The sequence below is a fragment of the Nocardia pseudovaccinii NBRC 100343 genome (genome assembly GCF_001613225.1).
Lineage (GTDB): Bacteria > Actinomycetota > Actinomycetes > Mycobacteriales > Mycobacteriaceae > Nocardia > Nocardia pseudovaccinii.
Window position 1 is genome coordinate 1 of sequence record NZ_BDBY01000422.1, and the last position, 19,159, is coordinate 19,159.

Consider the following 19,159-nt stretch of genomic DNA (forward strand, 5'->3'; position numbering starts at 1 on the left):
GGAGTGTTTACCGCTCGGTCCCTGATAGGTGCCGAACTGCTCGGCGGCCGCCACTTCGGGCAGCACGGAATCGGGAACAGCGCGGCGGCCCTGCCTGGTCCCGTTCTCGATGGCGGACATGAGGTCTCGCGCCTGCTCCGCCGAGCGCTCCCGCTCCGGCGGCTGCTCCGCTTCGGGCTCGGCCGGGGTCGGCTGCGCCAATTGCGGTGCGATGCTGGCCTGCCGGTTCCGGCGCGGCAGCGCGGGCCTGGTATCCGCGGCGGTCGGCTGCGGCGCCTCGAACGAGGGGCGCGGCGCCGGTGCCTCGATGGCGGGTGGCGCCACCGGCGGCGCGGTGAGCACCGCGGACTCGGTTTCCGCGCCACCGTAGGGGGTGGAGTCGACGAAGGGGACCGGATGCCGTCGCCTGCGCGCCGACTCCAGCGGTTCGGAATCCGTTGTCAGAGCGGGTGCTTCATTGGCCAGCAGGGCCGACGGGATGAGCACGATGGCGCGGATGCCGCCGTAATCGGACTCCGAGAGCCGAATCGAAACCCCGTGCCGTGCGGCCAGCTGCGCGACCACGAACAGTCCGAGCCGGGAGTCCGAGGACAACGCCGCGACACCGAAATCCGGTGGATTTCGCAACATCTCGTTGACCCGGGCGATCTCGGACTCGGTCATGCCCATGCCCTGATCGCTGATCTCGGTGACCACGCCCTTGCCGACCACATTGCCGCTCACCTCCACCCGCGACTGCGGCGGCGAGAACGAGGTCGCATTGTCCACCAGCTCGGCGAGCAGGTGGATCAGGTCGGCCACGACGGTGCCGAGCACATGGGTTTCGGGCAATCGCGACACGCGCACCCTGGCATAGTCCAGAGTTTCACCGACCGCACTGCGCACCAGATCGATCAACGGCACCGGGTTGCGCCACTGCCGACCCGGCTGACCACCACCGAGAATGATCAGATTCTCGGCATTGCGGCGTTCGCGGGTGGCGAGGTGATCGAGCCGGAACAGGGTGTCCAGCAGGGCTGGATCCTCCTGCCTGTCCTCGGCCTTGTCGAGAATTTCCAACTGCCGGTGCACCACGATCTGGCTGCGGTGCGCGATATTCAGGAAGACCGCCTTCACACCCTCACGGGTGCGGGCTTCGGTCACCGCGCCCGCCACGGCCGCGGCGTGCGCGTGCTGGAATGCCTTTGCCACCTGGCCGATCTCATCGTCACCGTAATCCAGTTCCGCGGATTCGGCCTCCGGATCGATGAGCTCACCCTCGCCGAGTCGGCGCATCAGCTCGGGCAGCCGCTCGTCGGCAAGGGCGAGGGTCTCACCGCGAAGCCGCTTGAGCCGGTTGATGACTCGGTTGGCCAGCACGATCGCGATCAAGAACGCCAGCAGGCTGACCACGACGACGCCGCCGCCTGCCCATGCGGATCGCGCGGTGGCATCGGCGGCCTTGTCCTCGGCCAACTTCTGTGAGTACTTGTTCTGGGCGATCCACACATCGATCAGCCCGCGGTTCACCTCGGTGGCCGCGCTGTGCCACTCCTGGGTGCTCAACGGCAGGGCAGGCGGCGTCGGCTGTTTGGTGCTGCTGCTCGACGAGCTGGACGAACTGGATGAACTCGACGAGCCGGAGGTGGTGCTCGTCGCCGTCGTAGTGCGTTGGGCCAGTGCGTTTTCCATGGCGCTGAGCTGCTGCCAGGCCTGGCTCGCCATCAGCGTGTGCAGGCTCTCCTGCTGCTTCGGATCCAGTTCCCCGGCCAGATTGGCGGCCTCGGCGTGATAGAAGCCGATCTGGCGCAGGAACTCCTCCACCGGAATGGGGGTCGGCCCGTTCGCATTGGCGATCATGCCCGCGAGTGCGGTGCTGCGCGACATCGCTTCGGCCACCAGAAAGATCCGCATACCGTCGGCGATATGCACACCGATCTCGGCATCCGGCGCGGACTGTTCGGCGAGCTCGGTGCCGAAGGTGATGATGTCGAGCAGTCGGTTGTAGAAGTTGTAGGCGTCGGCGACCGGGAGCGTCCCGGCATCGGTGAGCGTGCGGACCTGGCTCATCGACGTCGACAGCGTCATGAAGTTCGCGGCGTTGTCGCCGATCTTCGAATCGTCCACCGCCCGTAGTCCGGCGGAGGCATCGATCAGGCCCTTCAGCGCGCCGTCGAGGCGCATCCGGGCCACACCCAGCGCGGGGGTGGCCGTATCGTCGCCGGTCAGCGCGGCCACCGTAAGCTGACGTTCGCCCTGGACCGCTTCTAGCAATTCGCGGGTCGAGGGTATCGCCTGCTGATTCTGTGACGCCCAGTCCTTGGCTTTATTTCCCTCGGCAACCAGATATCCCGCCGCGCCCACGCCGACCACGAGCAGAGTCAGGCTCGGCACGAGCGCGATCGCCAGAATCCGCGTTCGGACCCCGAGCCTCGCTCTGAACATCGCCATAATCTAAACCCGTTGTGACCATTTCGTTGCTCACGTCCCGCTGAGCGGGACTCGAGTTGACATACCTGTCGCTGTTGCGCTGGTCGTTCGATGCGATGCTGAACCCGCGTCAGCCGGGTGTTCTTGCAGCACTCGCGGTTTCGGGCGTACCGGAACGTGGTCGTAGAGGTCCAGGGCGGCGCGGACTTCGTCGACGGTGGAGACCGGTGCCCCGTCGAAGTAATAGACGGCGACGATGAACGCCGAGCCGCGTCATTCCAAGAAGCCACGGCGGCTGTCAACAAACGCTCGCTCAGACTCGTGACCCGCCTGGGATTCCAGCCGGTCAGCACCTTCGAATGGTTCGACGCCGACCAAACCCCGTGCCTGGCCAGCTTGCACTCGTTCAAAGCTCGAACGGTAAGTGACGCGGTATACCGGACTGGACCGGCAGATCCGGGGGCCGGTGCGGGGTGTACCACCGCGGTCACAAGCCCGCGAAACGGCCGATGGCGACCAGTACGGCAATGATCAGGATCGTCGTGGTGATCGCGATATTGCGCGGCTCGCGCAGACGGATGTGCGAGCTGATCGCGCCGATCATCACCACGGCGAAACCGACTGCCGCCAATGGGGTGAGCACCGGTGCGATCCCGGTCCACCACGGCACGATAATGCCGATGGCACCGAGCAATTCGGCGTAGGCGGTCAAGCGCACCACCGGCTTCGGGAACACCGCGACACCCGTCTGGCCCATCTCGACCAACTTCTCCTTGGATTGTGTGGCTTTCGCGATCCCGGATGCGGTGAACACGACGGCCAGCACGATCTGTCCGATCCACAGCGCGATATTCATGATTCCTCCCTCGATCGGGTTCAAGTGCACATGAGACAAATCAGCTTTCGCGAACGTGACAGTTTTGGCCGAAAAGGCATTGTCATCCGCCAAACCCGGGTAGTGGCTGCTATGGCTACCGCAGGCGGCGTATGTTGTGTGTATCCCGGGGTTACTCACAAGTAGGAGGCACCGATGCCCGCGCCGAATGCCGAAGTCTTCGACCGCCTGAGTGCGCTTGCCGCGATCGCTGATCCCGCCGCCCGTGCGCGCAAAACCATCGCCGAAACCTTCACCGGCACCGCACTCGGCAGCGTACCCGTGGGCACCGCCGATGACGTGGCCGCCGCACTCGACAAGGCCAGGTCCGCGCAGGCCCGATGGGCCGTGCGCTCGGCCGAGGACCGTGCCGCGGTACTCGAGCGATACCGCGAATTGGTCGTCGAACAGCGCGAATTCCTGATGGACGTGATCCAGGCCGAAACCGGCAAAGCGCGCTGGGCCGCCCAGGAGGAGATCATGGGCCTGATGTTCGCGGCCCGCTATTTCGCCAGGGTCGCACCCGATCTGCTCGACGCGCACCGCGTGCCCGGCGCCTTCCCGGTGCTCAACCGGGCGACCGTGCGCCACCATCCCAAGGGCGTCGTCGGTGTGGTAGCGCCGTGGAACTATCCGATGCTGCTCTCCATCGGCGATTCGATCCCTGCGCTGCTCGCGGGCAATGCGGTGATCGTCAAACCCGATAGCCAGACCCCGTTCTCCGCACTGGCCAGCGCCGAACTGCTCTACCAGGCCGGACTGCCCCGCGACCTGCTCGCCGTCGTCCCCGGACCAGGCACCGTGGTCGGTACCGCCATCGTGGACAACTGCGACTACCTGATGTTCACCGGCTCCTCCGCGACGGGGCGCACCCTGGCCGAACAGTGCGGGCGCAGGCTCATCGGCTTCTCCGCCGAACTCGGCGGCAAGAATCCGATGATCGTCACCCGCGGCGCGAAGCTCGACAAGGCCGCCAAGGCAGCGGTGCGCGCCTGCTTCTCCAATGCCGGTCAGCTGTGTATTTCGATCGAACGGCTGTATGTGGAGAAGGCGGTCGCCGCGGAGTTCACCGAGAAGTTCGTCGCCGCCGTGCAGGCCGCGAAACTCGGTGCGGCCTATGACTATTCGGCCGATATCGGCAGCCTCATCTCCGAGGCGCAATTGGAGACCGTCTCCAAGCACGTCGCCGACGCGACCTCCAAGGGCGCCCAGGTGCTCGCGGGCGGCAAGGCGCGCCCGGATCTGGGACCGCTGTTCTTCGAACCCACCGTGCTCGCCGATGTCACCGACGAGATGGAATGCGGCCGCAACGAAACCTTTGGCCCGCTTGTCTCGATCTACCCGGTCGATAGTGTCGAGGAGGCGATCGGGCTGGCCAACGACACCGAATACGGGCTGAACGCGAGCGTCTGGGCGGCGAGCAAGGACGCGGGGGAGCGGATCGCCGAGCGACTGCACGCGGGCACCGTCTGCGTCGACGAGGGTTACGCCCCGGCCTGGGGCACCACCGCCGCCCCGATGGGCGGTATGGGCATCTCCGGTGTCGGGCGCAGGCACGGCCCGGACGGGCTGCTGAAGTTCACCGAACCGCAGACCGTTGTCGTCACGCGATTCATGAATCTCGATGCGCCGCCGGTGATTTCGCAGGACAAATGGCAGCGGCTGCTGATGACGCTCACCCGCGCCTTCCGTTTCCTGCCGGGCCGATAAGACACCGACCCCGCCGTCCCGGTCTGCAGCGGGACGGCGGGGCTTCGTGGTGTCGGCCCAGGGCTGCGGACCCCGGGCCGATCACCCGTTGGCCGCCCGCGGACGCACCCGCGGGCGTGAATCAGGTACCGGCGACTGCCTTTTCGGCAGTCAACTCATCCGATCGGCTCCCGTCCGCGGTGGTGGTCCCGCAGCCAATACCGCCGTCTCCTCATCGGTCAGCAGTCGCGATCTGATGATGAACCGCACGCCCTCGGGCGCCTCCAGCGAGAATCCGCTGCCGCGCCCGGTCACCACATCCACGGTGAGATGGGTGTGCTTCCACAGTTCGAATTGATCACCGCTGATCCAGAACTCGGTATGCCAGGGCAGGCGGCCCAGCAGCACATCCGCGCCGCCGACCCGGAATTCACGCACCCCGAAACACATCGGTGAACTGCCGTCGCAGCAGCCGCCGGATTGGTGGAACAGCACCGGTCCGTGCTGTTCTATCAACCGGCGCAACACTTCTCGTGCCCGCTCGGTGATCGCGACGCGGGCTACTCTGCCATGCATCAGAAGAATCCGAGTTTCGTCGGTGAATAACTGACCAGCAGATTCTTGGTCTGCTGGTAGTGCTCGAGCATCATTTTGTGGTTTTCCCGGCCGATGCCCGACTTTTTGTACCCGCCGAAGGCGGCGTGTGCGGGGTACGCGTGGAAACAGTTGGTCCATACTCGCCCTGCCTTGATTGCTCGGCCCATCCGGTAAGCCGTGGTGATATCCCTGGTCCACACCCCGGCGCCGAGGCCGTAGAGGGTGTCGTTGGCGATCATGGTCGCCTCTTCGACGGTGTCGAACCTGGTTACCGCCACCACCGGGCCGAAGATCTCCTCCTGGAAGATCCGCATCGTATTGGTGCCCTCGAAAATCGTCGGCTGGATGTAGTAGCCACCCGGCAGTCCGTCCACCTTGCGTGCTTCCCCACCGGTGAGCACGCGGGCGCCTTCCCGCCTGCCGATGTCGATATAGGACAGGATCTTTTCGAATTGGTCGTTACTGGCTTGGGCTCCGATCATGGTGGTGTCGTCGAGCGGATTACCGCCCCTGATGGCTTTGGTCCGCTCGATGCAGCGGGCCAGGAATTCGTCGTAGATCGACGAATGGATCAGTGCGCGCGAGGGACACGTGCACACCTCGCCCTGGTTGAGCGCGAACATCACAAAACCCTCGACGGCCTTGTCCAGGAATTCGTCGTCGGCGGCCATGACATCGGGCAGGAAGACGTTGGGGCTCTTACCGCCCAACTCCAAACTGACCGGGATGATGTTCTCGCTCGCGTACTGCATGATGAGCCGTCCGGTGGTGGTCTCACCGGTGAAGGCGACCTTGGCCACGCGCGGACTCGCCGCCAGCGGCTTACCCGCCTCGACACCGAAACCGTTGACCACGTTGAGAACTCCGGGCGGCAGGAGATCGGCGATGAGCTCGATCACCAGCAGAATCGATGCCGGGGTCTGCTCGGCGGGTTTGAGCACCACGCAGTTGCCCGCCGCCAGGGCCGGGGCCAGCTTCCACGCGGACATCAGAATCGGGAAGTTCCACGGGATGATCTGACCGACCACCCCGAGCGGTTCATGGAAGTGGTAGGCGATGGTATCGACATCGATTTCGGCGATGGCGAGGGGTTCGAGGCTGTGCTCGATCCGGTCGGCGATCTTGTTGAGGATATTCGCGCGCTCGGCGGGCGAGGTGGCGGCCCATTTCCCGGCGGCGAGGTGCGCGGCTTCCAGGGCCATATCGATATCGGCCGCGCAGGAGCGCGCCACCGAGCAGAAGGTTTCGCCGTCGACCGGCGATGGATTCTCGAAGTACCTGCCCTCGATCGGAGCCGCCCAGTCACCACCGATGAAGTTGTCGTAACGACTGGCGTAGGTGACGATGCCGGTGGCGGACCCCGGTTTGGCGTAGATCATCTGTGGGCGCTCCTCGCGAATCTGGCCTGCCGGGCCACTATGTCCGGAGAAGGTTGGTGCGAGGTTGGTGCCGTTGTGACAGGGGTGACTCAGGAGCGCAGGGCGGTGTACAAGCGAGCGACGACCACCGCCCGGCGCATATCGTCGGCGGGCAGCAACCGCAGCGCGTGCTCGTGCACCTCGATATCGCCGGGGGAGCGCTCGCCGAAGGCCACGGCGTGCTCGGCGCGGTCGCTCGCCAGCACCGCCGCGCGCACCCCGACATCGAGATGGTTGCGCCACTGCAGCACACCAGGGGTGTCCGAACCGGGCAGCAGCGGTCCACGATAGAGCCAGACCGCCGAGGTGGTGTCGCCCGCCTGGATCGCGGCGAGCAGATCGACCGCATCGCAGGAGACCGGGCCGGTGAGCATGTAGCGGCGGTTGCTGATCTCACCACCGGTCGTGCGCCTCAGATGCGAAACATCCGCCTTGAGCGTGCTGGAAGAGACCGGACGGTCGCCGTAGACCGCGGCTTGCAGTTGTTCCGGAGTGAACCCGTCGGGCTCCAGCGCGAGCAGCGCCAGGATTTCCAGATGACGCGGCGGCAATGGCACCGGCCTGCCGTCGCGGACCAGCCGTGCGCCGCCCAGACATTCGAGCCGCACACCGCGCGCCGGTGTCGGTGCCGCCGCCCGCAACATCGTCTCGACCGCGGTGACCAGCGCGCGGACCGAGGTCAGCACCATCGGATGCGAACGCTCCCAGGAACTGGACAGATCGAGCACACCGACCTGGCGGCCGTCGGGTGCGTGGATCGGCGCGGAATAGCAGACCCAGCCGTGCAGCGCGGCGACCAGATGTTCGGCGGAGAACACGGTGGTCGGGCGGTCGCTGTGCAGGGCGAGCGACAATCCGTTGGTGCCCATATGGCTTTCGTCCCAGCAGCCGCCGGGCGCGAAGTTCACTGCCTCGGCTTGGCGGCGCAACGTGCGATCGCCGCAGGACCAGAGGATAGTGCCTGAGGAATCGGTGACGACCGCGAGATAGCCGGAGTCCTCGGAGATATCGCGCAGATCACCGGCCAGCTCGGTAATCGGTTGGCGCAGTGCCGATTCGGTCCAGCGATCGCGGATGTTGTCCAGGCCGGGCGCCTCGGTACAACTCGGATCGACGGTCGTCAGCGACCGCTGCCAGGACTCGGCGACCTCGTTGCGTAGCGAGGTCGAACCCGCGGGTATGCCGAGAGTGCTGCTCGGAGCCGTCGCCCAACGCGCCCATTCTTTTTCCAGTGCGGCCCGTTGTTGGGTGAGGGTGCGGAATTGTGCCACCTCGATAACCCCATCGTCAGTGTGAGCTCACATTCGCTATCTCATGATGGCGTACGCATTAGCTCGAGTCGAGGGTTCGATGGCAAACCGACCGTCCTCCATTGAAGATTCAACTCCGATCTGCGATCACGGTCTACGCTGCTGATATGGCGAGAGTTTCGCGACGAGCCAAGGTGGCCGACGTGCACGAACTGGCCACCGGCATGCCGTTCGTCAATCGGGTGGACGGTCCGCACGGCAATGCGGTGTACCAGGTCGGCGGCAAGTCCTTCGTCTTCTTCCGCAATCCGCGACCCGACGCGTTCGACCCGGACACCGGTGAGCGCTATACCGATGTGATCGTGATCTGGGTGCCCTCGGAGTCGGACAAACTCGCGCTGGTGCAGGATCCGGATTCGCCGTTCTTCACCACCCCGCATTTCGACGGACATCTGTCGGTCCTGGTGCGCGGCAGCCACATCGGTGAACTCGGCAAGCAGGAATTGGCCGAGGTCATCCAGGACGCTTGGCTGAGCAGGGCCTCCCGTAAGCGCGCGGCCGACTGGCTGGCCGCGCACAATGTCGCTGACTGACCTGCCGTGGCGTGTCCCGCATTCAGCGCAGCAGTTCGATGACCGCGCCCATCGGCTCCATGCTGCTCTCGAGCACCGAGACGTAGCTGAATCCGAACCGTTCCCTGCGCTCTTCCAACTGCCGCGCCATTTCCTTCGGCGTGCCGATCAGCAATGCGGGCAACTCCTCTGGCCGGTCGGCGACATCGGTGGGCAGATGCGGCCCATACAGATCCAATGCGGCCGACCGTTCCTCCGGTGGAATTACGCGCTGCAGCAGGATATTCAGCTCGACATCCTCGGCCCGTGACCCGAGCAACTCCCGCAGGTACACCATCCGCGCATCGGTGGCGGCGGGTCCGACGAACTGCAACGGTCCACCGTTGTACGCCGGAGCGGCACCGGGCAGCGCGACGATATCGGCATATTCGGCCGCGACCCGCAGCAGCCGATCGCCCCAACCGGCGATGACCAGCGGCGGACCCGGGGACTGCGCGGGCCGGGGCTGATACTCGGGATCGGCGAACAACCGCCGCAATGTCGCCGCGGTTGCCGCCAACTGCTCGACCCGCTTGCCCGCGCTCTCGAAAGTGATTCCGGCCGTTTCGAATTCCTCCCGGACGTATCCGGCGCCGAGTCCCAACTCCACGCGTCCATCGGTGAGTTGATCGGCCGTCGCGGCCTCGCGTGCCAAGAGCGCCGCGTTGTAGAACGGCGTATTCAATACGAAGGTGGTGAGCCGAACCCGCTCGGTCGCCTCGGCCGCGAGAATCATTGCTGGAAACGGTGCGGGCAACCCCAGATGGTCGGCCACACCGATCACGTCGTACCCGAGTTCCTCGGCCCTGCGACACTTTCGTATCCACTCCGCCCGCGAAGCGGGAGCGAGCAGAGTGACACCGAACCGGAACTTGCCTCGCGCAGCCGTCACCCTTCCTGTTCTACCAGGCCGAACCGATCAGCACGGCGCGAGCGCCAGTCCCACCCAAATCGTCCCGGCCAAGGTCACCACCGCCACCGATACCGGACCCGGTCGCCACAACCTGGCCGACTCGATGATCCGCCGCACCGCATTTCGCCATTGCGGCGCATCGGATTTCGTCTCCGGTGTCCGCCTGCCCAACCAGCGTCGCACCAACCCGATGGTGCCGATGATGAGTGTCGCGATCAGCATGGCCCGGCCCTACGCATTCACCGCTGTCCGACGCGGCGTCGCATCGGTAGCCCGTGGCACGACGCCGAATTCGATCAAACTCTCCGCGGTATCCAGGACAGTCTCCCGCACCGGCCGCATCGACCATCCGAGCTCACGCCGCGCCTTCTCGGAGCTGAGCTGCTCGGTACGGCCCAACGTCGGCACCGTCAATCGAATCCCCTTGTCGAACAAGGCAATCGTCCGCACGAGAATATTCGGGATCACCCGTGTCGGTACCCGGTATCCACGCGGCCCGAACTCCTCGGCCAAGGTCCGGCCCATATCCGCCATCCAGACATGTTCGCCCGCACAGATATACCGATTCCCGACCGCTCCGGGAGTCTCCAGCGCCAGCCGATGCGCCACCGCGAGATCCCGGACATCCACCACCGCCCACCCCACTCGCGGTGAACCCGGCGCATCACGGGCGAGGAGTCGGCGCACCGGTTCGTGCGATGTGCTCGTCGCCGCGGATTGCAACGGCCCCAACACCATTCCGGGATTCACCACCACCAGCTCGAGATCCGACTTCGCGGCGAAATCCCATGCCGCCCGTTCGGCGAGCGTCTTGCTCTTCTGATAGGCCGCACTGCGTTCGACCACCGACCAATCGGCCTCGGTGCGCATCGCATCGGTCTCGTGACCGTAGGTGATCGCGGCGATCGAGGAGGTAAGCGCGACCCGCTGGATGCCGCCGTCGGCACACGCTCGCAAAACCCGCAATGTCCCGTCGACCGCGGTATCGATCAATTCCTGTTCGTCGTCCGGTGGCGTTGCCGGAAACGGTGATGCCACGTGCAGCACGGAGGTGCAGCCCGACACGGCCGTCGCCCACCCCGCATCATCGTCGAGATCGGCCGCGACGAACTCCAACTGGCCGCCGAGCCGATCCGCAAGTGCTGCCAGATGTGCGCGTTTATCCACTTTTCCGAGGTCGCGAACCGTGCCGCGCACGGCATATCCGTGCTCGAGCAGTTCGGCGATGACGTGTCCGGCGACGAATCCTGTTGCGCCGGTGACGAGTACCCGTGAGCTCATATGCTTACCCGCTTCGAAGGAGGGAATGCGGCCAGCCCATCTGAGCGCCGCTCAGATCATCTAAGCACTGCATAGTTAGGCTGTCCAGCAGGCGTCGAATACGCTCGATTGGTGACGCGGACCAGTTACCACCACGGCGCGCTGCGCGACACGCTCCTCGCCGCCTGCCTGCGGCTGATCGAGACCGAGGGTCTCGGCGCGGTGAGCCTGCGACGGGTGGCCCGCGAGGCGGGCGTGAGCACCGGCGCGCCATACCACCATTTCGCTGATCGCTCGGCCCTGCTCGCCGCCCTGTCGACCCAGGGATTCCGACAGCTCGGGAGCGACTTGGCCGACGCGCGCGCCGCCGACGACACGCCGCTGCAAGCGTTGACCGCACTGGCCGAGACCTATGTGCGGTTCTCCCAGGAAAATCCCGGCTACTTCCGTCTCATGTTCCGCCCGGAACTCTCGCAACCCGATAAGCATCCGGATGCGGCGGCCGCGGGCGACGCGGCCTTCGATGTCCTCGCCGACACCATCGCCGAAGCCGTCGCCGCAGGATTGCTGCCCGCCGATAAAGCCGACACCCTGGCCGTCATGTGGTGGAGCCTGGCGCACGGCATGGCCTCGCTATGGCTGGACGGCCAGCTCGAAAAGCGCAGCATCCAACTCGGCACCACCGCGCCCACGCTGGTCGAGGACATCATGCGCACCTTCACCGCGCTGGTCGGCCCCGGCGCGTGACACCCGCGCGAGCGCAGCCGCCACTAGAGTGAAGCCGAACATTTGCTGTTCGATGCACCCGCACTCTTCGAGAGGGATGTTCCGATGACACAGCAGCTCGATCCCACGGTCCAGGAATTCGTCACCGCGCTCAACGACAGCGATCAGGACCGCTTCTACGCCCTCCTCACCGACGACGCGACCATGTCCGATGACGGTGTGGAGCGCAACCTCGTCCAGTGGACCGACTCCGAGATCTTCGGCAGCAATGGGCGCATGAATGTCGAATCGATCGGCGACAACGGCACCGAACTGGTTGCCGACTACACGAATTCCCGCTGGGGTTCGATACGCACCGCGTGGCGCTTCATCATCCGCGACGGCAAAATCAGTCGATTCGAGACCGGGCAGGCCTGACTACGCTCGAGTTCGTGTTCATCACGCCTCAGTACGGCACGGGCTCCCTGGCTGATCTGTTCCCCTCTCTCCTCGCCGGGTTCGGCGTGCCCGGCGAGGTCGACCGGCTCGGCCTCGAGTTCGCCGCCGACCGGATCTGTGTGCTGCTGATCGACGGTCTCGGCGCGGAAGCACTCGCCGCGAATTCCGATGCGGCGCCGTTCCTATCGGCGCTGGCGCGGCGCACGCTGACGGCGGGCTTCCCGAGCACCACTACGGTCAGTCTGAGCTCACTGGGCGTCGGTGTCCCGCCCGGCGAACACGGGTTCACCGGATACCTGATACACGTGCCCGGCTACGACCGGTTGGTGAATGCGCTGACTTGGCGGCTGCACGGCGCGGGACCGAAGATCGACCTACTGCGGGATCTGGTGCCGGAGCAATTCCAGCCCACCGCCACGGTTTTCGAGCGCGCCGCCGCCGACGGTGTCGCGGTGGCCCAGGTCGCGCCGCGCCTACAGGCGGGTTCTGGGCTGACCAGGGCGGTGCTGCGCGGCTGCGAATTCCGGCCCTATGTTTCCGTCGGCGATTTCATCGACGGCGTCGCCACCGCACTACGCGCGGGCCCGCGCTCGCTGGTCTACGCCTACCACGGCAACCTCGACACGACCGGTCACGTGCGCGGACCATCCTCGGACGCTTGGCTTTTGGAGCTCGCGCACGTCGACCGGCTGGCCGCCACCATCGCCGAACATCTGCCACCCGATGCCGCGCTCGTCGTCACCGCCGACCACGGCATGGTGGAACTCACCGACCGCGTCGACTTCGACAAGACCGAGCTACTGGGCGAGGGTGTACGCCTACTCGGCGGCGAGCCGCGCGCCCGCCACGTGTTCACCGTCGACGGCGCGACCGCCGATGTGGCGGCGACCTGGCAGGAACACCTCGGCACCGACTTCGATGTGATCTCCCGCGCCGAGGCGATCGACCGCGGCTGGTTCGGCCCCATCGTGGCACCGCATATCGCCGAGCGCATCGGCGATCTCGTGGTCGCGGCCCGTGGTCTGCGCGGCGTCGTACGCACAGGCGCCGAACCGCTGGAATCCATGCTGATCGGCCACCATGGTTCGCTGACGCCCGCGGAGATGAATGTGCCGCTGTGCACGTTCCGACCGTAACCGTCCAGTGCCCTAGGCTGTTGGCGTCGTCGCGGGCATGGTCGCCCGCCGAAGCGCCAGGAGGATCTCTATGAACGCCACGCTCTTACGGACCGGACTCGGGGTCGCGGCGATCGCGGCACTGCTGGCCGGTTGCTCCGATATCGAGCGGGCGCTCAATCAGGGTGGCGACACCACCTGCCGGGATTACGTCAAACAGGATCAGGACACCAAGCGCACGACGATCACCAAGTTCATCAAGCAGCAGACCAACGATGATCACGAGCCCGCGGGCACGGCGGTAGATGCCACGATGATTCAGGTGGATTTGCTGTGCGGTGCGCAGGTCAATCAGGACACCCCGATCAAAAAAGCCGATATCGCAGGCATTTTCCTCAACAAGTAGTCCGGATCCGCGGTAGGCGGACACGCAAAACGGCCCCCAGCCAAAGCTTGGACTCTGGGGGCCGCTTTACTACCTCAACCTATGCCCAGTCGAACTCGCCGTCGCTCACACCTGCGGTGAAGGCGTGCCACTCGGTTGGAGTGAATACCAGCGCCGGACCGGTCGGGTTCTTCGAGTCCCGCATTCCGACAAGGCCGCCGTCGAGGAAGGCGACCTCGACACAGTCCTTTCCAGCTTCGCTGCGTCGGGACTTGAACCAGTGCGCATCGGCTGGGTCGACATCAACGTTCACTGTCACTCCTCGCAGGATGGACACTCCGGGCATGCAGACGGCCCCGGAAAACGTTGGGGGCCAATCCAGTACCTCGGCCTACGCCCGGTTGAACTTGCCGTCGTTCACGCCAACCGCGAAGGCGTCCCACTCGCTGGGCGTGAAGACGAGCGAGGGGCCGGTCGGGTTTTTGGAGTCTCGGATGCCGACATGTCCTTCTGCGAGGAACGCAACCTCTACACAGTCGGCCCCTCCCTGGCTGCGGCTCGCCTTGAACCACCGAGCGCCGGTTAGGTCAACGTTCACTCTCGTGTCTCCTAGCTGCTATCTCTCTCAACATGTCGCGGCTCGGACGGGGGTCCAAGCTCGCCTGGTGGAGCTTGCGGAACGCCTTGCGAAACGTCAGCAGTTCCGCCCTGCCCTCAAGATAGACGCTACCCGCGTAACCCTCGCAATAGACCTGAGACGGTTCGACCACCACTTGCTTGCTGCGCGTGTCACGGTCGAAGTCCATGATGGTGAATGGTGGCGTGGCGGCACCGAGCGGGATACCGGCATGGAACGGCAAGATGCGGATCTCTATGTTGTCGCGGGTGCTCATGTCCGCGATATGGCGGCACTGCGCTGCCATGAGCGCCCGGTTGCCAACCATTGTCCGGAGGACATTTTCATGCAAGATGACGGTCGCCTTGGTTTGTGAGCGCGATCGGGTGAGGATGTGTTGCCGCTGGATTCGCACCTGCACGCGCCGTTCGATTTCATCGTTGGTGTCGTCCGGGAAGTAGAGCTTGTCAACGGTTCGGGCGTAGTCGGTGGTTTGGAGCAGTCCGGGCACGATGAGCGGCTGAAAGACCGTCAAAACCGTTGCACTGGACTCCAATCCGACATACAGGTTGGCCCACGCGGGAATCAGATCGCTGTAGGCGTGCCACCACGACTTGACCGGCGCCAGCTCGGCAAGCCCTTGCGCGACAGCCGTCCTCTCCTCGCTGAGTCCGTACGCTTCGCATAAGGCCAAGATTTCCAGCACCCTCACCTTTTCGGTCTCGCCTCGCTCGAGACGGCTGAGCGTGGGGCGACTCCACTGGATGAGTGCCGCCGCCGCCTCCAAGTTCATCCCCGTCGCTGTCCGAGCATCTCGCAGCAACCGACCGAGTTGCCTACGCGGCAACGTTGTTCCGGTGTCTTCGAGCTCATCGTCCGCCATCTGCCCTCCCTCTCAATCGGCCGAACTGTTCCTCTCATTCCGAGAGCGAATATATGCGTCTCACGAGAAGGGCTCAGGGGATTCGCGGGGATTTCGCCAGTTCGTGAATGTGTCCCGCCCAGCATCGACACTCGACACAGCCTTGCGTCATGTCCACGCCCAATCCAGAGCTTCCACAACGAGACCCGTTCATCGGGCCGCCAGTCGCGTACAGCGGCGCACCGCCCGAGTTGGTCGAGCAGGTCGCGCTCGCAGTCCGGGAGTGGGCTGGCCCGGCGATAGCTCCATGCGTGCGTCGCCTGCTCGACGACTTCCATAGGGAGACACAGCAGAAACTCGACCTCGCTCCCATCGACAGCCGTCCGATATTCGAGGGTGCGGACGGCTCGTTGCTGCCGGTCGACGCGGACGGATGGATTTCCGACTCGGACGCCGATCCCGACCGAGCCGACGCAATCACCATCCAACCCACCGATGTCCGCGACATCGAGGAGTCGTGAGCCTGAAATCTCAAGACCCCGAAGATGTTTCGCCTCTCCCCAACGAGCCGGATGTACATCTCAGCGTGTTCCTGCACGGCGTGCGCCTCGACTATGCCGCCTGCCTTACCGCCGCGCTGATATTCACGCGCGAGCACCAGAGGCAGCACTACGTCGACGCGGTCACCGTCGATCTCGGCGACACCAGTCGCTATCCGCGCCTTCCGTGCGAACGCCTTTTCCTCGGCTCTTGAGATGAGCCGGAGGGCGAAATTCAAGGGCGTCAACGGAATCCGCCGAGCTGTTGGACCTTCCCGGCGGCAACCGAAGAAAGCACTGGTCAAGGCACCAAAAGATTTTATATGCATACAATGCATTAATATGATCTGCATCACATTCCGCCGGGCATTTTGTCGGTGGTGCATGGCATGGTGGGCGACATGCCTTTTGCCGATTCCGTCGTCGCCACGGATGTCATCCGCGTGCTCGGTGCCAGTGAGCACAACCTGCGCAATGTGTCGTTGGAAATCCCCAAGAACAAGATCACCGTCTTTACCGGCGTCTCCGGGTCGGGCAAATCGTCGATCGTCTTCGACACCATCGCCGTCGAGTCCCAGCGTCAGCTGTATGCGACATTCCCCGCGTTCATCCTCAACTTCCTGCCGCGTTATGAGCGGCCGCACGCCGAGGCGATCGAGAACCTGACGGCTCCGGTCATCATCGACCAGCAGCCTGTCGGCGGCGGGCCGCGCTCGACCGTCGGGACGATGACCGATATCTACTCGATGGTGCGGGCGATGTTCGCCAGATTCGGTTCGCCCTCAGCCGGATTCGTCTACAACTACTCGTTCAATGTGCCGCAGGCCATGTGCCCGGACTGCGATGGTCTCGGGGTCACGGTGCGGGCCGATCGGGATCGGTTGGTCGACCGGAGCAAATCGCTGAACGAGGGCGCGATTCTGCTGCCCGGTTATGCGGTGGACAGCGGCGAGTGGCAGATGTACGGCAAATCCGGGCGGTTCGATCCGGATAAGAAACTGACCGATTACACCGAGGACGAGTTCACCGACCTGCTCTACGGCACCGGCGGCAAGGTGGAACTGACCTTCGCCAAGGGCACCTGGAAGGCGAATTACGAAGGGCTGGCTGCCAAATTCACGCGCACCCGGTTGCAACGCGACACCTCCACGCTCAGCGAGAAGACGCGCGAACAGATGCAGAAGTTCCTCACCGAGGGTGTCTGCGCTACCTGTCGTGGTGCTCGGCTCAACGAAGCGGCATTGGCGACGAAGATCGGTGGCCGCAATATCGCCGACTGGTCCGGACTGCAGATCACCGATCTGATGGCGGTGCTCGATGAGATCAGCGATCCGGCCGCGCTCGGACTGGCCGCCGCGATCCGGACCGCGCTGCAGCGGGTGACTGATATCGGACTTGGTTATCTGAGCCTGGATCGGCCGACCTCGACGCTGTCCGGCGGTGAGGGGCAGCGGCTCAAGATGATCAAACATCTGTCGAGCACGCTGATCGGGATGACCTATGTGTTCGACGAACCGAGCGTCGGATTGCATCCGCGCGATGTCGGCCGGTTGAACAACCTGCTGAAGGCATTGCGGGACAAAGGCAATACCGTGCTGGTGGTCGAGCACGATCCGGACGTCATCCAGATCGCCGACCATATCGTCGATGTCGGGCCGCGTGCCGGTCTGCACGGCGGGCAGGTGGTGTTCGAGGGCAGCTTCGCCGAACTGCGCACCGCCGATACGCCGACGGGTGCGGGATTGCGCAGGCCGTTCACGGTGAAGGAAACCTTCCGTAAGTCGAACGGCGCGTTGCTGATCGAGCATGCGAATGTGCACAACCTCAAAGATGTGACCGTCGCGGTGCCGACCGGCGTTCTCACCTCGATCACCGGCGTCGCCGGTTCCGGTAAGAGCAGCCTCATCCGCGATGTGTTCGTCCGGGAGCATCCGGATGCGATCTTCGTCGACCAGTCGGCGATCGGGGCATCGTCACGGTCCACGCCCGCAACATATCTGGGCCTGATGGACCCGATCAGGAAGCTGTTCGCCAAGGCGACGGGGGAGTCGCCGGGCCTGTTCAGTTTCAACTCGACCGGAGCCTGTAAACAGTGCGAGGGTCGCGGCGTGATCATCACCGAAGTCGCCTACATGGACCCGGTGACCACGCACTGCGATGCCTGTGACGGACGACGGTTCTCCGACGAGGTGCTGGCACTGACCTTGCGCGACAAGTCGATTGCCGATGTGCTGGCAATGTCGGCCGAGGAAGCCCTCGGTTTCTTCACCGAAAGGGCACTGTCCACAAAGCTGCGCACGATGAACGAAGTGGGCCTGGACTATCTGAGCCTCGGCCAAGCCATGAGCACCCTGTCCGGCGGCGAACGCCAACGCATCAAACTGGCGACCCAACTGCAGAATACCGGCACCGTCTACGTCCTCGACGAACCGACCACCGGCCTGCACATGTCGGATGTGGACACCCTGCTCGCCCTGATGGACGGCTTGGTCGACCGCGGCAATACGGTGGTGGTGATCGAACACAACCTCGACGTGGTGGCCCACTCCGACTGGGTGATCGATCTCGGCCCCGACGGCGGCAAGGACGGCGGCGAAATCGTCTTCACCGGAACCCCCGCCGAATTGCTGACCCACCCGACCTCCCTGACCGGCGAATATCTGCGCAAGTACAAGGCCGCTAGGTAGGGATCAGGCGGAGTCGACGAGGGGGCGGACGTGGGCGGCGGCGGTGGCGTCGTCGCGCCACGTGCAGGCCAGACCGAAGGCGGCTACCCGACCGGTGGCGAGAACGGCTCGTACGGCGGCTGAGACCTCGGCCAGGGTCGGGCCGTCGGGCGCGGGGAAGAGCAGGCCCGGGAGGTCATCCGGGGTGACCACGTCGAAATCGACATGAAGGTAGAGCGGGCCGTCCGGGAGGTCTCCGATATCGTCGACCGGGCGGTGCCGGATCTGCGCGGTGCGCAGATATTCGACCTCCGGTGGGTCGAGGTCGCGGCCGCCGACCAGGACGGCGCGGTCTTCGGGGATGTCGCGCAAGCCGATTCGGTCGGCTATGAGAGCACGGCCGTAGCCGACGAGCATGCGCAGCGGGAAGCCACCGAGGTAGCCGGACGCGGAGGTCTCGAGGGTTTGCACGTCGCCGTGCGCGTCGAACCAGACGAGCGCGGGATCCAGTCCGGCCCTTTGCAATCCGGCCACCGTGCCGAGCGCCGTCGTGCAATCACCGGACGCGACGATCGCACGTTCACCGCGAATCGCGGATCCCGCAACCCGATCCGCCACCGCGTCATAGAGCACGGCCATCCGCGCCCAGCGATCGTCGACATCCGGCAGCTCGGCCGTGACCACCGCATCCGGGGTGATCGGAGCATCGATCTCCGGCCGGTATTCATCGAGGTGGTACGGCACGAGCAAGCGCATCTACCGAGCCTATTCAAGGCCGAAGCGCGCGGCCA

Annotated in this window: 21 protein-coding genes; 9 read left to right on the forward strand and 12 right to left on the reverse strand. The window is 65.0% G+C overall.

Features of this window, described 5'->3' with window-relative positions; all coding sequences use genetic code 11:
• Both NP3_RS44390 and NP3_RS44395 read right to left on the reverse strand, forming a co-directional pair.
• The coding region (locus NP3_RS44390; RefSeq protein ID WP_063825077.1) for a sensor histidine kinase at positions 1-2,424 on the reverse strand (2,424 nt) is incomplete at its 3' end.
• A 472-nt stretch (positions 2,425-2,896) separates the two neighbouring features.
• The gene (locus NP3_RS44395) at positions 2,897-3,265 is read right to left on the reverse strand and encodes a DoxX family protein (protein WP_063047706.1); all 369 of its coding nucleotides are present in this window, start codon (positions 3,263-3,265) and stop codon (positions 2,897-2,899) included.
• Between the two features lie 174 nt (positions 3,266-3,439).
• Between NP3_RS44395 and NP3_RS44400 the strand changes: the two genes are divergently transcribed.
• A complete protein-coding gene (locus NP3_RS44400; RefSeq protein WP_063047707.1) occupies positions 3,440-4,993 on the forward strand; it encodes a succinic semialdehyde dehydrogenase in 1,554 nt (517 codons plus the stop codon).
• A 150-nt stretch (positions 4,994-5,143) separates the two neighbouring features.
• On the opposite strand, the gene NP3_RS44405 is transcribed toward NP3_RS44400, so the two are convergent.
• From NP3_RS44405 to NP3_RS44415, 3 genes are all read right to left on the reverse strand, one after another.
• On the reverse strand, positions 5,144-5,548 hold the full coding sequence (locus NP3_RS44405; protein WP_040690510.1) for a DUF779 domain-containing protein: 405 nt from the start codon (positions 5,546-5,548) through the stop codon (positions 5,144-5,146).
• Positions 5,548-6,948 carry an aldehyde dehydrogenase family protein gene (locus tag NP3_RS44410; protein WP_063047708.1) on the reverse strand — a complete coding sequence of 467 codons (1,401 nt, stop codon included), beginning with the start codon at positions 6,946-6,948 and terminating at the stop codon, positions 5,548-5,550. Before NP3_RS44410 ends, NP3_RS44405 begins: the two co-directional genes overlap by 1 nt.
• An 89-nt stretch (positions 6,949-7,037) precedes the next feature.
• Positions 7,038-8,258: a sigma-54-dependent transcriptional regulator family protein gene (locus tag NP3_RS44415; RefSeq protein ID WP_063047709.1), complete on the reverse strand. Its 1,221-nt coding sequence runs from the start codon at positions 8,256-8,258 to the stop codon at positions 7,038-7,040.
• Positions 8,259-8,404: 146 nt separating this feature from the next.
• On the opposite strand from NP3_RS44415, the gene NP3_RS44420 reads away from it, so the two are divergent.
• Positions 8,405-8,830 (forward strand): MmcQ/YjbR family DNA-binding protein, encoded by a 426-nt coding sequence (locus NP3_RS44420; protein ID WP_063047720.1) that lies wholly within the window; start codon positions 8,405-8,407, stop codon positions 8,828-8,830.
• Between the two features lie 22 nt (positions 8,831-8,852).
• Here the strand turns inward: NP3_RS44420 and NP3_RS44425 are convergent, their stop codons facing one another.
• Genes NP3_RS44425 through NP3_RS44435 form a run of 3 tightly spaced genes read right to left on the reverse strand, consistent with a single transcriptional unit; the run spans position 8,853 to position 11,042 of the window.
• Positions 8,853-9,740: a TIGR03621 family F420-dependent LLM class oxidoreductase gene (locus tag NP3_RS44425; RefSeq protein WP_063047710.1), complete on the reverse strand. Its 888-nt coding sequence runs from the start codon at positions 9,738-9,740 to the stop codon at positions 8,853-8,855.
• Between the two features lie 27 nt (positions 9,741-9,767).
• Positions 9,768-9,983 carry a hypothetical protein gene (locus NP3_RS44430; RefSeq protein ID WP_063047711.1) on the reverse strand — a complete coding sequence of 72 codons (216 nt, stop codon included), beginning with the start codon at positions 9,981-9,983 and terminating at the stop codon, positions 9,768-9,770.
• Between the two features lie 9 nt (positions 9,984-9,992).
• A complete protein-coding gene (locus NP3_RS44435) occupies positions 9,993-11,042 on the reverse strand; it encodes an NAD-dependent epimerase/dehydratase family protein (protein WP_063047712.1) in 1,050 nt (349 codons plus the stop codon).
• Between the two features lie 111 nt (positions 11,043-11,153).
• Between NP3_RS44435 and NP3_RS44440 the strand changes: the two genes are divergently transcribed.
• The 4 genes from NP3_RS44440 to NP3_RS44455 all read left to right on the forward strand — a co-directional run bounded on the left by NP3_RS44440 (position 11,154) and on the right by NP3_RS44455 (position 13,706).
• Positions 11,154-11,768, forward strand: coding sequence for a TetR/AcrR family transcriptional regulator (locus NP3_RS44440; RefSeq protein WP_063047713.1), 615 nt, complete (start codon positions 11,154-11,156; stop codon positions 11,766-11,768).
• 84 nt (positions 11,769-11,852) lie between these two features.
• A complete protein-coding gene (locus NP3_RS44445; protein ID WP_063047721.1) occupies positions 11,853-12,164 on the forward strand; it encodes a nuclear transport factor 2-like protein in 312 nt (103 codons plus the stop codon).
• Positions 12,165-12,178: 14 nt separating this feature from the next.
• Complete coding sequence (locus NP3_RS44450) at positions 12,179-13,321, forward strand: alkaline phosphatase family protein (RefSeq protein WP_084509678.1); 1,143 nt, start codon at positions 12,179-12,181, stop codon at positions 13,319-13,321.
• Positions 13,322-13,391: 70 nt separating this feature from the next.
• Complete coding sequence (locus NP3_RS44455; RefSeq protein ID WP_063047714.1) at positions 13,392-13,706, forward strand: hypothetical protein; 315 nt, start codon at positions 13,392-13,394, stop codon at positions 13,704-13,706.
• A gap of 79 nt (positions 13,707-13,785) precedes the next feature.
• Here NP3_RS44455 and NP3_RS44460 read toward each other — a convergent pair whose 3' ends face one another.
• The 3 genes from NP3_RS44460 to NP3_RS44470 form a co-directional block, all read right to left on the reverse strand.
• On the reverse strand, positions 13,786-13,998 hold the full coding sequence (locus NP3_RS44460; protein ID WP_373864841.1) for a DUF397 domain-containing protein: 213 nt from the start codon (positions 13,996-13,998) through the stop codon (positions 13,786-13,788).
• A 78-nt stretch (positions 13,999-14,076) separates the two neighbouring features.
• Positions 14,077-14,283 carry a DUF397 domain-containing protein gene (locus NP3_RS44465; protein WP_063047715.1) on the reverse strand — a complete coding sequence of 69 codons (207 nt, stop codon included), beginning with the start codon at positions 14,281-14,283 and terminating at the stop codon, positions 14,077-14,079.
• The gene (locus NP3_RS44470) at positions 14,273-15,184 is read right to left on the reverse strand and encodes a helix-turn-helix domain-containing protein (RefSeq protein ID WP_063047716.1); all 912 of its coding nucleotides are present in this window, start codon (positions 15,182-15,184) and stop codon (positions 14,273-14,275) included. The genes NP3_RS44465 and NP3_RS44470 overlap by 11 nt, the downstream gene beginning before the upstream one ends.
• Before the next feature lie 149 nt (positions 15,185-15,333).
• Between NP3_RS44470 and NP3_RS44475 the strand changes: the two genes are divergently transcribed.
• The 3 genes from NP3_RS44475 to NP3_RS44485 all read left to right on the forward strand — a co-directional run bounded on the left by NP3_RS44475 (position 15,334) and on the right by NP3_RS44485 (position 18,389).
• Positions 15,334-15,684 (forward strand): hypothetical protein, encoded by a 351-nt coding sequence (locus NP3_RS44475; RefSeq protein WP_063047717.1) that lies wholly within the window; start codon positions 15,334-15,336, stop codon positions 15,682-15,684.
• A complete protein-coding gene (locus NP3_RS44480) occupies positions 15,681-15,917 on the forward strand; it encodes a hypothetical protein (RefSeq protein WP_063047718.1) in 237 nt (78 codons plus the stop codon). Before NP3_RS44475 ends, NP3_RS44480 begins: the two co-directional genes overlap by 4 nt.
• Before the next feature lie 186 nt (positions 15,918-16,103).
• On the forward strand, positions 16,104-18,389 hold the full coding sequence (locus NP3_RS44485; RefSeq protein ID WP_063047724.1) for an ATP-binding cassette domain-containing protein: 2,286 nt from the start codon (positions 16,104-16,106) through the stop codon (positions 18,387-18,389).
• Positions 18,390-18,392: 3 nt separating this feature from the next.
• Here the strand turns inward: NP3_RS44485 and NP3_RS44490 are convergent, their stop codons facing one another.
• A complete protein-coding gene (locus tag NP3_RS44490) occupies positions 18,393-19,124 on the reverse strand; it encodes an arginase family protein (RefSeq protein WP_063047719.1) in 732 nt (243 codons plus the stop codon).
• Positions 19,125-19,159 lie beyond the last annotated feature (35 nt).

Bases quoted from the DNA above. Each gene is read 5' to 3' on its own strand.
- NP3_RS44430 (WP_063047711.1), bottom strand. From the start codon at position 9,983: ATGCTGATCGCGACACTCATCATCGGCACCATCGGGTTGGTGCGACGC.
- NP3_RS44435 (WP_063047712.1), bottom strand. From the start codon at position 11,042: ATGAGCTCACGGGTACTCGTCACCGGCGCAACAGGATTCGTCGCCGGA.
- NP3_RS44490 (WP_063047719.1), bottom strand. From the start codon at position 19,124: ATGCGCTTGCTCGTGCCGTACCACCTCGATGAATACCGGCCGGAGATC.
- NP3_RS44400 (WP_063047707.1), top strand. From the start codon at position 3,440: ATGCCCGCGCCGAATGCCGAAGTCTTCGACCGCCTGAGTGCGCTTGCC.
- NP3_RS44455 (WP_063047714.1), top strand. From the start codon at position 13,392: ATGAACGCCACGCTCTTACGGACCGGACTCGGGGTCGCGGCGATCGCG.
- NP3_RS44485 (WP_063047724.1), top strand. From the start codon at position 16,104: ATGCCTTTTGCCGATTCCGTCGTCGCCACGGATGTCATCCGCGTGCTC.
- NP3_RS44445 (WP_063047721.1), top strand. From the start codon at position 11,853: ATGACACAGCAGCTCGATCCCACGGTCCAGGAATTCGTCACCGCGCTC.
- NP3_RS44475 (WP_063047717.1), top strand. From the start codon at position 15,334: ATGTCCACGCCCAATCCAGAGCTTCCACAACGAGACCCGTTCATCGGG.
- NP3_RS44470 (WP_063047716.1), bottom strand. From the start codon at position 15,184: ATGGCGGACGATGAGCTCGAAGACACCGGAACAACGTTGCCGCGTAGG.
- NP3_RS44410 (WP_063047708.1), bottom strand. From the start codon at position 6,948: ATGATCTACGCCAAACCGGGGTCCGCCACCGGCATCGTCACCTACGCC.
- NP3_RS44420 (WP_063047720.1), top strand. From the start codon at position 8,405: ATGGCGAGAGTTTCGCGACGAGCCAAGGTGGCCGACGTGCACGAACTG.
- NP3_RS44405 (WP_040690510.1), bottom strand. From the start codon at position 5,548: ATGCATGGCAGAGTAGCCCGCGTCGCGATCACCGAGCGGGCACGAGAA.
- NP3_RS44395 (WP_063047706.1), bottom strand. From the start codon at position 3,265: ATGAATATCGCGCTGTGGATCGGACAGATCGTGCTGGCCGTCGTGTTC.